Source organism: Geodermatophilus sp. SYSU D00710, assembly GCF_054050195.1.
The window spans coordinates 22,975-36,613 of sequence record NZ_JBJGYX010000051.1; the positions used below are offsets into that span (position 1 = coordinate 22,975).

The window sequence follows — 13,639 nt, forward strand, 5'->3', positions numbered from 1 at the left end:
CGCCCGTGCACCCGTCCCCCGTCCCTGCGGCCCGGCCGTCGGTCCTACCGGCGTCCGGCGCGGCGGGGGAGACCGCGCGGGGTGGTGTCACCCGGGCGGAGGAGGGATCAGGAGCGGGCGGCCCACCAGGCGCGCAGCTCGGCCTCGGCCTCGTCGGGGTCGAGCGGGCCGCGCTCGAGGCGGAGGTCCTTGAGGAAGCGCCACGCCTCGCCGACCTCGCGGCCCGGGCCGATGCCGAGGATCTCCATGATCGCGTTGCCGTCGAGGTCGGGGCGCACGCGGGCGAGGTCCTCGGCCGCCGACAGCTCGGCGATCCGCCGCTCCAGGGAGTCGTAGGTCGCCGACAGCGCCGCCGCCCGCCGCTTGTTGCGCGTCGTGCAGTCCGAGCGCACCAGCTTGTGCAGCCGGGGCAGCAGGTCGCCGGCGTCGGTGACGTAGCGGCGCACCGCCGAGTCGGTCCACTCGCCGCGGCCGTAGCCGTGGAACCGCAGGTGCAGGAAGGTCAGGCGGGCGACCGCCTCGACGACCTCCTTGGGGTAGCGCAGCGCGGTCAGTCGCTTGCGCACCAGCTTGGCGCCGACCACCTCGTGGTGGTGGAAGGACACCCGGCCGCGCGGCTCGTGCCGGCGGGTGGCGGGCTTGCCGACGTCGTGCAGGAGCGCGGCCAGCCGCAGCACCAGGTCCGGCGACGGCGCGTCGGGATCGGCCCGCTCCAGCGCGATGGCCCGGTCCAGCACGGTCAGCGAGTGGGAGTAGACGTCCTTGTGCTGGTGGTGCTCGTCGATCTCCATCCGCAGCGCCGGCAGTTCCGGCAGGACGACGTCGGCGAGGCCGGTGGACACGAACAGCTCCAGCGCCGCGCGCGGGGCGTCCTGCAGCAGCGTCCGGGACAGCTCGGCCTGCACCCGCTCCGGCGTGATCCGGGCCAGCTCCCCGGACATCGCGATGAGCGCCTCGACCACCTCGTCGACGGGCGTGACGCCGAGCTGGGCGACGAAGCGGACCGCGCGCAGCATCCGCAGCGGGTCGTCGGCGAAGGAGTCCGTGGCCGCGCCGGGGGTGCGCAGCCTCCGGGCCAGCAGGTCGCCGAGGCCGCCGAAGGGATCGGTCACCGTCCGGTCGGGGCCCAGCGAGACGGCCATGGCGTTGACCGTGAAGTCGCGGCGGGCGAGGTCGTCGCGCAGCGACGTCCCCCAGGCCACCTCCGGGTTCCGCGACTCCCGGTCGTAGCGGTCGGCGCGGAACGTGGTGATCTCGACCCGGGTGCCGCGGATCTCGGCGCCCACGGTGCCGAAGGCGATGCCCTGGTTCCACGTGGAACCCGCCCAGCCGCGCAGCAGCCGCAGCACCTGCTCGGGCCGGGCGTCGGTGGTGACGTCGAGGTCGCCGGCGGGGGGCGCGGCGCCGCTCCCGGCGGCCAGCAGCGCATCGCGCACCGAGCCGCCCACCAGGTGCGCCTCGAAGCCGGCCGCGGCGAACCGCTCGCCGAGCTCGACGAGCACGGGCGAGACGTCGACGAGGTCGCGCACGGTCTGCTGGACCGCCGGGGGCACACCGGACACGACGAGCCAGGGTAGTGCGGCGTCTCGCGCTACCCTCCTGGCATGGGAGGGACCGGTGGACGAGGGCGCCCCGGCCGCCGACTGCGCCGGGTCGACGAGACCTCCGCCGGGGGCCTGGTGGTCGCCGACGACGGCATCTCCGGCCCCCGCGCCGCGCTCATCGGCCGCACCGACCGCCGGGGCCGGCTGCTGTGGTCGCTGCCCAAGGGGCACATCGAGGAGGGCGAGACCCCGGAGGACACCGCGGTCCGCGAGGTCGCCGAGGAGACCGGGATCATCGGTGAGGTCCTCGCCCCGCTCGGGATCATCGACTTCTGGTTCGTCGCCGAGGGCCGGCGCGTCCACAAGACCGTGCACCACTTCCTGCTGCGCGCCATCGGCGGTGCCCTCTCCGACGCCGACGTCGAGGTGACCGAGGTCGCCTGGGTGCCCCTCGACGAGCTGAGCGACCGGCTGGCCTACGCCGACGAGCGTGCGCTGGTCGAGCGGGCGCCGGCGCTGCTCGCCGACAGTGCGTGACCGCTCGCGCGAGGTCCGTCCCAGGCACAGCACCCCCGCCGCCGGGGCCGGCCGGCGCGGGAGGACCGGGACGCGCCGCGGTGACCGCGTGCGCCGCGTCCTGACCACCGCGCTGCTGGCCCTCCCGCTGCTCGCGGGGCCGGCGGCGGCGCCGGCCGCCGCCGCCCCCACGACGCCGCCCACGCCGACCGCGCCGTCGCGGCCCGCACCCCCCGGCGACCCCGAGCGCCCGGTGACCGTCGAGCTGACCCGCCTCGACCCGCGCACGGTCGCGCCCGGTGGCACGGTCACGCTGGCCGGCACGCTCACCAACGCCGGCGACGAGACGCTCACCGACCTCGGCATCCGCCTGCAGCGCGGCGAGGTGGTCACCACCCGGGCCGAACTCCTCGCCGCCGACGTCGACCCCGACCCGGTGTCGGCGGCCGTCACGCCCTTCGTGCCGCTGCCCGCCCCGCTGGGGCCGGGCGCCTCGCTGCCGTTCACCTACACGGCCACCACCGCCGACCTGGCCATGGACCGCGACGGCGTCTACCCGGTGCTGCTCAACGTCAACGGGACCGGGGCCGACGGCGACCCGCGGCGGGTCGGCGAGGTGACCACCTCCGTGGTGCAGCAGACCGCCGCCCCCGCCGCCGCGACCGCGGTGGCCTGGCTGTGGCCGCTGGTCGAGCGCACCCACCGCGACGCCTCGGGCGGGTTCGTCGACGACGACCTCACCGGCCTGGTGTCCGAGGGCGGCCGGCTCGACCGGGCGCTGGAGGTGCTCGAGCGGCTGCCCACCGCGCTCGGGCCGGGCGCGCCCACGACCACCCCCGTCGCCCCGGTCAGCGTGGCCGTCGACCCGGCGCTGGTCGAGGAGCTCGCGCTCATGGCCGAGGGGCCCTATGACGTCGCGGGCGAGGAGGGCGCGGGCACCGGCACCGAGGCGGCCGCGGCCTGGCTCGAGCGGCTGCGCGCCGTGGCCGCCGAGCACCCCGTCGTCGCGCTGTCCTACGGCGACGTCGACGCCGACGCGCTGCAGTCGGCCGGCCTGCCCGCGGCGCTCACCCGCAGCCTGCCCGCGGCCGCTCCGGCGCCGGCCACGGGGGAGGGCGGGGACCCCACCGACGGCAGGCCCGAGGGCACCGTCTCCGCCGACTCCCCGGGACCTGCCGGTGCCGCCCTCGTCGAGGAGGTGCTCGGCGTCGCGCCGCGCACCGACCTCGCCTGGGCCGCCGGCGGCTCGCTGCGGCCCGAGACCCTCGGCACGCTCAGCGACGGCGGCGTCGAGCAGGTCGTCGTCGCCTCCGGCGCCCTGACCACGGGTGAGGCCGCGCTCGGCCTCGCCGGCGGCGGCGCGGCGGCCCGCACCACCCTGCCCGGCGCCGAGGGCCCGGTCGAGGCGCTGGTGGCCGACAGCGGCCTGTCCGGCCTGGCCGGCGCCACCCGGAGCACCGCCGGCGGGCCCCGGGTGGCCGAGCAGCGCTACCTCGCCGAGCTGGTCCTGCTCTCCCAGCAGCCGGTCGCCGACCCGGCCGGCCAGTCGGTGCTCGTCGCCGCGCCGCGCGACGTCGACCCCGACCCCGAGACCGTCGCCGCGATGATCGCCGACACCGCGCTGCCGGGCCTGCGCCCCGCCTCGCTCACCGACCTCGCGGCCGGGCCGGTCACCGACGCCGGCACGCCGCTCGAACCCGCGGACGCCGCCCTGCTCGACCCCCAGGGCCTGGCCGACGTCGTCGCCGCCGCGAGCCTGCGCGACGACCTCGCCGGAGCGGTGACCAGCGACCCCGCCACCGAACTGGCCCCGTACGACGCCGCGCTGGCCCGCACCGCGTCGTCGGCCTGGCGCGACGAGCCGGCCGCCTTCCGGACGGCGGCGGCCGACCTGCGCGACACCGTCGAGGACCTGCGCCAGCAGGTCACCCTGCTCGCTCCGGCCGACGGCACCTACAGCCTGGCCTCCAGCGACGCCCCGCTGGTGCTCACCGTGCAGAACGACCTGCCCTTCCCCGTGCGGGTGCTGCTCGACGTCCGCACCCGCGACAACGTCGGCCTGACCATCGGCGACCCGGGCCCGCAGGAGGTGGCGCCCGGGCAGCGGACGACGGTGGAGATCCCCACCGAGGTCCGCCAGTCCGGACGGTTCGCCGTCACCGCGGGTCTGACCACGCCCGGCGGCCGGCCGCTGGGCGAGGACGTCGCCATCCAGGTGCGCAGCACCGCCTACGGCACCATCTCGCTGTCGATCACCATCGGCGCCGCCGCGCTGCTCGGCCTGCTGTTCCTGCGCCGCGGCGTGCGGTACCTGCGCCGGCGCGGCCGCGAGCAGGACGCGGCCGAGCCGGCCGGCGCGTCGTTCCCGCCCAGCCGGAGCCCGGTGTGAGCGGCGGGCCCCGCAGCGAGGAGGACGCCCCCGCGCAGCGGCCGCTGCCGCCGGTCCCGCCCACCTCCGGTGCGCGGGACCGCACCGAGCGTCCGGACCGCACCGAGCGCTCGAGCCGGCCGCCGCTCCCCCCGCCGCCCTACCCGGTCGCGCCGCCGCCGGACTCGCGGCTGCCCGCCTCGCCGGCCCGCCGTCCGGTACCCCCGGTCCCGCCGCCGGCCCGGCCGCGCCCGGACGCGGCGCCCGGGCGCTCCCCGGCCGGCCGGCCGCCCTCCCCGCCGCCGCGGACCGGCGCCCGGCCGCCCGCCGCACCGCCCGCGGACGTCCGGCGCACCCCCCGGCCGCTGCCGCCGGTGCCGCCGCCGGTGCGCCACCGCTTCCTGCCGGCCGAGGAGACCCAGGTCCTCCCGATGCTGGTGCTGCCGCCGGTGCCGCGGCCGCCGGAGGGGGAGACCGAGGAGGAGGCCCGCCGGCGGGAGGGCGCCCCCGGCGCCAGCCGGGGCATCCTGCGCGCGGCGGGCACGATGGCGGTGGCCACGCTGGTCTCCCGCGTCACCGGACTGCTGCGCACCGTCGTGCTGGCCGCGGCGCTGGGCGTCGGCCTGGTCAACGACGCCTACAACACCGCCAACACGCTGCCCAACATCGTCTACGAGCTGCTGCTCGGCGGGGTCCTCACCTCGGTCATCGTGCCGCTGCTGGTGCACGCCCAGGAACGCGACCGGGACGGCGGGGTGTCCTACGCCCAGCGGCTGTCCACCGTGGCCATCGCCGGGCTGGTGGTGGTCACCGCCGTCGCCGTCGCGGTCGCCCCGCTGCTCACCGCGCTCTACGGCATCCAGGGCGACGAGGAACAGGTGCGGCTGGCCAACTGGCTGGCGCGGATCCTGCTGCTCGAGATCGTGTTCTACGGCATCGGCGCACTCGCCCAGGCGATCCTCAACTCCCGCGGCGTCTTCGGGCCGCCCGCCTGGGCGCCGGTGCTCAACAACCTCGTCGTCATCGCCATCGGCGTGCTCTTCCTGATGGCCGCCGGGCCCGGTGACCTCACCCCGGCGACCATCACGCCCGGCCAGGTCTGGCTGCTCGGCGGCGGCACGCTGCTCGGGATCGCCGTGCAGGCGCTGGTGCTCGTGCCCCTGCTGCGCCGCGCCGGCGTGCCGCTGCGGCCCCGGTGGAACCTGCGGGGCATCGGCCTGCGCGAGGTGGGCGGCCTGGGGCTGTGGGTGGTCGGCTACGTCGCCGTCAGCCAGGTCGGCGTGGTGGTGGCCACCCGCATCGCGAACGCCGCCACCCGCGAGGGCGGCCTGGGGTCCAGTGCGCTGGCCATCGCCAGCCTGCTGTTCCAGATGCCCTACGGGATCATCGGCGTCGCGCTGCTGACCGCCCTGGTGCCGCGGATGAGCCGCGCCGCCGCCCGCTCCGACGTGCCCGGCGTCGTGCAGGACCTCGCCCTGGGCACCCGGCTGTCGGCGCTGGGGCTGCTGCCGGTGGCCGCGGCGCTGACCGTGCTGGGCCCGGAGCTGGCCACCGTCGCCTTCGCCCGCGGCAACACCTCGGTGGAGGAGGCCCAGGGCATCGGTGCGGCGCTCGCGGTCGGCGCCTTCGGCCTGCTGCCCATGGCGGTGACGCTGCTGCAGCTGCGGGTCTTCTACGCCATGAAGGACGCCCGCACGCCCACGCTCATCCAGGTCGGCATGGTGCTGGTCCGGGTGCCGCTGCTGCTGCTCGTCCCGGCGGTCGTCGGGCCCGAGCACGTCGTCGCCGGGCTGATGCTGGCCACCAGCCTCACCTACCTCGCCGGGTGGGTGTTCGGGCACGTGGCGCTGCAGCGCAGGCTCGGCGGGCTGCGCACCCGCGAGACCCTCGGCCCGGTGCTGTGGATGGTCCTGGCCTCGGTCGTCGCCGGCCTGCTGGGCTGGCTGGTGACCGGGGTGACCGAGGACGCCTTCGGTACGTCCGTGGCAGGCTCGCTCGGTACCCTCGTGATCGGTACCGTGGTCGTCGGTGTCACGGCCCTGGCCGGGTTCGTGCTCGCCCGCGTCCCGGAGCTCCGGGAGCCCCTCGCCGCCGTCCGCGCGCGGCTGGGCCGCGGATGAGCGCCGACCGGCCGGCGGGCGACGGCACCGGCCCCGGGGCAGCACGCCACCGGCCGGACAGGGACAGGGGGTCGGCAGCGTCCGTGACGTCCACGATCACCGGGCTCCCCGACCGCTACCGGCCGCTGGACCAGGTCGGCCCCGAGGAGCAGACCGGCACCGGCGTCATCCACTGCTGGCGGGCCCGCGACCGCGTCCTCAACCGCGACGTCGCCATCCGCGTGCACGTGCCCGGCGGGCCGGCGGCGCGGGCCTGGATCGCCCGTGCACTGACCGCCGGCGGGCTGGCCACGCCCGCCCTGGCGATGGTCTACGACGCCTCCGAGGGCACCGGCGGTGCGGGTGGGGTCGCCTACGTCGTCAACGAGTGGATCGAGGGCCAGACCCTCGCCGACCGGCTCGCGGACGGCCCGATGGACGAGCGGCAGGCCCGCACGGTGCTGCGCCGGCTGGCCGAGGGCGTGGCCGAGGCGCACCGGGTCGGCCTGGCCGTCGGCGGGCTGAGCCCCGAGACCATCGTGCTGCGGCCCAACGGGCTGGTCGGGCTGCGCGCCGTCCCGGCCGCCACCGGCAGCGTCCAGGAGGACATCGCCGCGCTGGGCGCCCTGCTCGAGTACTGCCTGACCGGCCGCCGCGCCGGCCTCGCCGGTCCCGACGGCGTCGCCGCGCCGCCCCCGGTCATCGCCCAGCCCGACCTGGCCGCCCTCGTGCGGCGGGCGCGGTCCACCGAGCCGGGTGCGGGGCTGGCCAGCGCCGCCGCGATGGCCGCCCTGCTGGCCGAGCGGCCGCGCAGCGGGGGCCACGCCTCCGTGCCGGTCCGTGACCGGGACGAGAGCGACAGCGGCTGGCTGCGCCGGCTACGCGAGTACCGGGACGCCGAGCAGGCGGACAGCGCGGGGGACGCGACGGTGGCGACCCCGGTCGTCGCACCGGAGCCCGAGGACCGGCCGCAGCGGATGGGCCCCGGCGTCCTCCCGCCGGTCCCGCCCCTGCGCTCTCCCGACGACGCGGCCGACGACGACCCGGTCCTGTTCGACGCCGCCGACGACGACGAGGGCGGCGGCCGGTCGCGGTCCTCCCGCCGGCTGCTGGTCGCCGGGCTGCCGCTGGCCGCGCTCGCCGTCGTCGTGCTGCTGGCCTGGTGGGTGGGCACGAACCTGCTGTCGGTGGCCGACGACGTGGACCGCCGGCCGGTCACGCCGTCGCCGTCGTCGAGCAGCGCCGCGGCCTCGGCGAGCGCCGTGCCCTCCGCGGCCCCCGGCGCACCCCTGGCCGTCGCCTCCGGCGCGGTCTTCGACCCCTTCGGCGACGGGGCGTCCGAGAACGACGGCGACGTGCCGCTGGCCCTCGACGGGGACCCGGCCACCGCGTGGTCGACGCTGAGCTACCGGGGCTCACCCGCCTTCGGCAACCTCAAGCCCGGCGTCGGGCTCGTCCTCGACCTCGGCTCGGCCCAGCCGGTCGGCGGGGTGACCCTGACGACGCCCACCGCGGGCATCACCGTGGAGGTCCGCACCGGCGAGGCACCCGACGGCGACCTGGAGTCCTTCCCCGTCGCCGCCGCCGGCACCGTCGACGGCACCGCCGAGCTGTCCTTCGACGAGCCGGTGACCACGCGGTACGTGCTGGTGTGGGTGACCGGTCTGGTGCCCGCCGAGGACGGGTTCGCCGGGGCCCTCGCCGAGGTCGCCGTCACCCCCGCCGGGTGAGCCACACCGCCCTCCACCGGCCCTGATGGGGGAATGCGGCACTAGGATGGGGCGTTGTGCCGCGCGTGACCCACCCCCAGCCGACCCCTGGCCCCGCCACGACCACCGAGATCACCGCGCCGGTGATCCCGCCGGCGGAGCACGACGGCGTCCGTGACCTGATCATCATCGGGTCGGGCCCCGCCGGGTACACGGCGGCGGTCTACGCCGCGCGGGCCAACCTGCACCCGCTGGTCTTCGAGGGCTCCCAGTTCGGTGGCGCCCTGATGACCACGACCGAGGTCGAGAACTTCCCCGGGTTCCCGGAGGGCATCCAGGGCCCGCAGCTGATGGACGACATGCGCACCCAGGCCGAGCGCTTCGGCGCCGAGCTGGTCGCCCGCGACGTCACCGAGGTCGACCTCACCGCCACGCCGAAGGTGGTCAAGGTCGGCGACGAGGTGCACCGGGCGCACGCGGTGATCGTGGCCACCGGCTCGAAGTACCGGTACCTGGGCCTGGAGAACGAGCAGCGCCTGCTCGGCCGCGGCGTGTCCGCCTGTGCCACCTGTGACGGCTTCTTCTTCCGCGACCAGGACATCGTCGTGGTCGGTGGTGGCGACTCCGCGATGGAGGAGGCCACCTTCCTCACCCGCTTCGCCCGGAGCGTGACGGTCGTCCACCGCCGCGAGGAGCTGCGCGCCTCGAAGATCATGCAGAAGCGCGCCCAGGACAACGAGAAGATCCGCTGGCAGCTCGGCAAGCAGGTCACCGACGTCCTCGGCGACCAGACCGTCTCCGGCGTCCAGCTCACCGACGTCGTCAGCGGCGCCACCGAGGAGATGCCCACCTCCGGCGTGTTCGTGGCCATCGGCCACGACCCGCGCAGCGAGCTGTTCGTCGGCCAGCTCAAGGTCGACGACGAGGGCTACATCCAGGTCGAGCACCCCACCACCCGGACGAACATCGACGGCGTCTTCGCCTGCGGTGACGTGGTCGACCACGTGTACCGCCAGGCGATCACCTCGGCCGGCACCGGTGCCGCCGCGGCCATCGACGCCGAGCGCTGGCTGGCCGAGACCTTCGACGAGCGCTGATCCGGGCATACCCCACGGCACTCCGGGGTTCTCACCCCCGGAGGCCCACCCCAGACCTCGACAGACCGAGAGGGAGAACGACCATGGCAGGCAACACCGTGACGGTCACCGACGCGACCTTCGCCAACGAGGTGCTGGGCAGCGACAAGCCCGTCCTCGTCGACTTCTGGGCGGAGTGGTGCGGGCCGTGCAAGATGGTCGCCCCCGTGCTGGAGGAGATCGCCAAGGAGCACGGCGAGAAGCTCACCATCGCCAAGCTCAACATCGACGAGAACCCGCAGATCGCCCGGGACTACCAGGTCATGTCGATCCCGACGATGACCGTCTTCCAGGGCGGCAAGCCGGTGAAGAGCATCATCGGCGCCAAGCCCAAGGGCGCGATCCTCTCCGACCTCGCCGACTACATCCGGTAAGACCCCTCTGCCAGGGCCCGTTCCTCCACCCGGAGGAGCGGGCCCTCGCCGTCTCCGGGGACGCGCAGGGGAGACCCCGCTGGGCCGGTCGGGGTCGCGCACGGGACAATCGTCCGCACGATGGGTAACGACAGCAGCATGGAACCGCTGCGTCCGGGAGACCACGGACCGGCGGTGGCCGACGTCCAGTCCGCGCTGCGCAGCCTCGGCCTGCTGCAGCCCGCCGCCGGGGCGGCGACCGAGGTCTACGACCAGGCCACCGAGCTCGCCGTCCGCCACTTCCAGCAGGTGCGCGGGCTGTCGGTCGACGGCCGGGTCGGCGAGGAGACCTACCGGGCGCTGTCGGAGGCCCGCTGGTCGCTCGGCGACCGGCTGCTGCACCACGACCCCGAGCGGCCCGTGCGCGGCGACGACGTCACCGGCCTGCAGGAGCGCCTGCTCGAGCTCGGCTACGACGCCGGCCGCGCCGACGGCATCTTCGGCCGGGAGACCGAGACCGGGCTGCGGGCCTTCCAGCGCGACTACGGGCTGACCCCCGACGGCACGTGCGGGCCGGCGACCCTGCGGGCGCTGCGCCAGCTCGGCCGCAAGGTCACCGGCGGCCGCCCGCAGCTGCTCCGGCAGAGCGCGAGCCTCGTCGACAGCGGGCCGCACCTGATCGGCCGGCGGATCGTCGTCGACCCCGGGCACGGCGGCGAGGACACCGGGTTCACCGCCGGCGAGACCACCGAGGCCGACCTGGTGCTCGACGTGGCCCGCCGGATCGAGGGCCGGCTGGCCGCCGCCGGCGCCACGGTCTACCTCACCCGCGGCCGGGACCAGGACCCCACGCCCGAGCAGCGGACCGCCTTCGCCAACGACGCCCGCGCCGACCTGTTCATCTCGCTGCACATGGACTCGCACGGCTCACCACACGCCCGCGGGGTGGCCAGCTACTACTACGGCACCGGCTCGGGGACGTCGTCGACGGTGGGGGAGCGGTTCGCCGACCTCGCCCGCCGCGAGGTCGTGGCCCGCACCGGCATGCTGGACCTGGGCGGGCACCCCAAGACCTGGGACCTGCTGCGGTGGACCCGCATGCCCGCCGTCCGGCTGGACTGCGGATACCTGTCCCACCCGGTCGACCGGCTGCTGCTGCTCGACGCCCGGCTGCGCGGCACGGTCGCCTCCGCCGTCCTGGCCGCCGTCCAGCGGCTCTTCCTGCCCGCCGAGGCCGACCCGCCCACCGGCACCTTCGTCCTGCCCCAGCGGGCGTAGCGCACCGCGCACTCCTGGGGCGCGTGGGACGGCGGGACCGGACGGGTCCGTCTCACCCGCCGTGTCGGAGGAGGCACACCCCGCCCGTCCCTACACTCGGTCCGTGGCCTCCCTCCCGCCGTCGCACGGCCAGCCGCACCGCACGCCGCCGCAGCAGCACGGGCACGTGGTGCCCCGCCACCCGCGGCTGGACCCGCTGGCCGACCGGTACGCAGCCCGCACGCACGGCATGAAGAGCTCGGAGATCCGCGCCCTCTTCTCGGTCGTCAGCCGGCCCGAGGTGGTCTCGCTGGCCGGCGGCATGCCCGCGGTCACCGCACTCCCGCTCGACGCCGTCGGCTCGATGATCGGTGAACTCGTCAGCGGGATGGGCGCACAGACCCTGCAGTACGGGTCCGGCCAGGGCGACCCCCGGCTGCGCGAGCGCATCTGCGACGTCATGGCGCTGGAGGGCATCACCGACGCCTCGCCCAGCGAGGTCGTGGTGACCGTCGGCTCCCAGCAGGCCCTGGACCTGGTCACCCGCGTGTTCGTCGACCCCGGCGACGTCATCCTCGCCGAGGGCCCGTCCTACGTCGGCGCGCTCGGCGTCTTCCAGGCCGCCGAGGCCCGGGTGCGGCACGTGACCATGGACGACGACGGGCTGGTCCCCGAGGCGCTGGAGCAGGCGCTGCTCGAGTGCCGCGCCAACGGCGACCGGGTCAAGTTCCTCTACACGGTGCCCAACTTCCACAACCCGGCCGGCGTGACGCTCTCCGAGCCGCGCCGCCAGGCTGTCATCGACATCGCCGACCGCTACGACCTGCTGGTCATCGAGGACAACCCCTACGGCCTGCTCGGCTTCGACCACGAGCCGATGCGCGCGCTGCGGGCCCGCAACGCCCAGCGGGTGGTCTACCTCGGCTCGTTCTCCAAGACCTTCTCCCCCGGGCTGCGGGTCGGCTGGGTGCTCGCGCCGCTCGCCGTCCGCGAGAAGCTGGTGCTCGCCACCGAGGCCCAGGTGCTCTGCCCGCCCTCGCTCACCCAGTACGCGGTCGCGCGGTACCTGGACACCCAGCCCTGGCGCGAGCAGATCAAGCTGTTCACCGAGCTCTACCGCGAGCGCCGCGACGCCACGCTGGAGTCGCTCGACGCGCTCATGCCCCCGGGCACCACCTGGACCCGCCCCGACGGCGGCTTCTACGTGTGGCTCCGGCTGCCGGACGGCCTGGACTCCAAGCTCATGCAGCCGCGGGCGGTGGGCGCGCACGTCGCCTACGTCCCCGGCATCGGCTTCTACGCCGACGGCTCCGGGCGGGAGTACATGCGGCTGTCCTACTGCTACCCCGAGCCCGACCAGATCCGGGAGGGCGTGCGCCGGCTGGCCCGGGTCATCGAGGCCGAGCTGGACCTGCACTCCACCTTCGACGCCGTCGACACCGGCACGTTCCGCGCCGTCGGCCGGTCCGGTGCCGGCCCGGCGACGATCGTCGGCCCCGCCAGCAGCGACCGGATCGAGGACCCCCACCCGTGAGCGAGCCAGCCGCACCGCCCGTCCCCACCCCAGCCGCCGAGGAGACCCCCCTGCGCGCCGTCGTCCTGGCCGGTGGCCTGACCTTCGAGCGCGAGGTCAGCCTGTCCTCGGGCACCCAGGTGGTCGAGGAGCTGTTCCGCGTCGGGGTCGAGGCGGAGCTCCGCGACGCCGACGCCGACCTGCTGCCCGGACTGGCCGCCGCGCCCGCCGACGCGGTGTTCATCGCCCTGCACGGCGCCACCGGAGAGGACGGCGCCCTGCGCGCGGTCCTGGACCTCGCCGGCGTCCCCTACGTCGGCTCCCCGGCCGCGGCCTGCCGCCTGGCCTGGGACAAGCCGGCCGCCAAGTCGGTCGTGCGCACCGCGGGCCTGGCGACCCCGGACTGGGTCGCGCTGCCGCACAGCACCTTCCGCGAATTGGGCGCCGGCGCGGTGCTCGACCTCATCGTGGCCCGCCTCGGGCTGCCGCTGATGGTCAAGCCCGCCTCCGGTGGCTCCGCGCTCGGCGCGCAGAAGGTCACCCGGGTCGAGGACCTGCCTGCCGCGATGGTCAGCTGCTTCGCCTACGGCGACACGGTGCTGGTGGAGCGCTTCGTCGACGGCGTCGAGGTGGCGCTGTCGGTGGTCGACCTGGGGGAGGGCCCCGAGGCGCTGCCCGCGGTGGAGATCGCGCCCGAGTCCGGCGTCTTCGACTACACCGCCCGGTACACCCCCGGCCTCACCGAGTACCACGCCCCCGCGCGGCTGTCCGACGACGTCGCCGCCCGCGCGGCCGACCTGGCGGTGCGGGTGCACCGGGCGCTGGGGCTGGCCGACCTCTCGCGCACCGACGCGATCGTGGCTCCCGACGGCGAGGTGCACTTCCTCGAGGTGAACGTCTCCCCGGGGCTGACCGAGACGTCGATGTTCCCCATGGCGGTCGAGGCCGCCGGCCGCGACCTCGGCGAGGTCCTCTCCGAACTGCTCACCCGGCGGGCCCGCACCTCCCGCTGAACACAGCGAAGCGGGGGGGGGGGGGGGGGGGGGGGGGGGGGGGGGGGGGGGGGGGGGGGGGGGGGGGGGGGGGGGGGGGGGGGGCGGGGGGGGGGGGGGGGGGGGGGGGGGGGGGGGGGTGGGGGGGGGGG

At 76.3% G+C, this 13,639-nt stretch carries 10 protein-coding genes; 9 read left to right on the forward strand and 1 reads right to left on the reverse strand.

Annotated elements, in window-relative coordinates:
• Nucleotides 1–107 precede the first annotated feature (107 nt).
• Complete coding sequence (locus tag ACI78U_RS19240) at nucleotides 108–1,562, reverse strand: CCA tRNA nucleotidyltransferase (RefSeq protein WP_456876997.1); 1,455 nt, start codon at nucleotides 1,560–1,562, stop codon at nucleotides 108–110.
• 42 nt (nucleotides 1,563–1,604) lie between these two features.
• Here ACI78U_RS19240 and ACI78U_RS19245 point away from each other — a divergent pair, with 42 nt between their 5' ends.
• From ACI78U_RS19245 to ACI78U_RS19285, 9 genes are all read left to right on the forward strand, one after another.
• Nucleotides 1,605–2,081: an NUDIX hydrolase gene (locus ACI78U_RS19245; protein ID WP_456876998.1), complete on the forward strand. Its 477-nt coding sequence runs from the start codon at nucleotides 1,605–1,607 to the stop codon at nucleotides 2,079–2,081.
• An 88-nt stretch (nucleotides 2,082–2,169) separates the two neighbouring features.
• Nucleotides 2,170–4,449, forward strand: a complete 2,280-nt coding sequence (locus ACI78U_RS19250; RefSeq protein ID WP_456876999.1) for a DUF6049 family protein — start codon at nucleotides 2,170–2,172, stop codon at nucleotides 4,447–4,449.
• On the forward strand, nucleotides 4,446–6,548 hold the full coding sequence (murJ, locus tag ACI78U_RS19255; protein ID WP_456877000.1) for a murein biosynthesis integral membrane protein MurJ: 2,103 nt from the start codon (nucleotides 4,446–4,448) through the stop codon (nucleotides 6,546–6,548). The genes ACI78U_RS19250 and murJ overlap by 4 nt, the downstream gene beginning before the upstream one ends.
• An 83-nt stretch (nucleotides 6,549–6,631) precedes the next feature.
• Nucleotides 6,632–8,257: a hypothetical protein gene (locus ACI78U_RS19260; protein ID WP_456877001.1), complete on the forward strand. Its 1,626-nt coding sequence runs from the start codon at nucleotides 6,632–6,634 to the stop codon at nucleotides 8,255–8,257.
• A gap of 65 nt (nucleotides 8,258–8,322) precedes the next feature.
• Nucleotides 8,323–9,333: a thioredoxin-disulfide reductase gene (gene trxB, locus ACI78U_RS19265; RefSeq protein ID WP_456877002.1), complete on the forward strand. Its 1,011-nt coding sequence runs from the start codon at nucleotides 8,323–8,325 to the stop codon at nucleotides 9,331–9,333.
• A gap of 83 nt (nucleotides 9,334–9,416) precedes the next feature.
• A complete protein-coding gene (gene trxA / locus ACI78U_RS19270; RefSeq protein WP_089405465.1) occupies nucleotides 9,417–9,746 on the forward strand; it encodes a thioredoxin in 330 nt (109 codons plus the stop codon).
• A gap of 138 nt (nucleotides 9,747–9,884) precedes the next feature.
• The gene (locus tag ACI78U_RS19275) at nucleotides 9,885–11,003 is read left to right on the forward strand and encodes an N-acetylmuramoyl-L-alanine amidase (RefSeq protein WP_456877003.1); all 1,119 of its coding nucleotides are present in this window, start codon (nucleotides 9,885–9,887) and stop codon (nucleotides 11,001–11,003) included.
• 103 nt (nucleotides 11,004–11,106) lie between these two features.
• A complete protein-coding gene (locus ACI78U_RS19280; RefSeq protein WP_456877004.1) occupies nucleotides 11,107–12,516 on the forward strand; it encodes an aminotransferase-like domain-containing protein in 1,410 nt (469 codons plus the stop codon).
• Nucleotides 12,513–13,508: a D-alanine--D-alanine ligase family protein gene (locus ACI78U_RS19285; protein WP_456877005.1), complete on the forward strand. Its 996-nt coding sequence runs from the start codon at nucleotides 12,513–12,515 to the stop codon at nucleotides 13,506–13,508. The genes ACI78U_RS19280 and ACI78U_RS19285 overlap by 4 nt, the downstream gene beginning before the upstream one ends.
• Nucleotides 13,509–13,639: the final 131 nt, after the last annotated feature.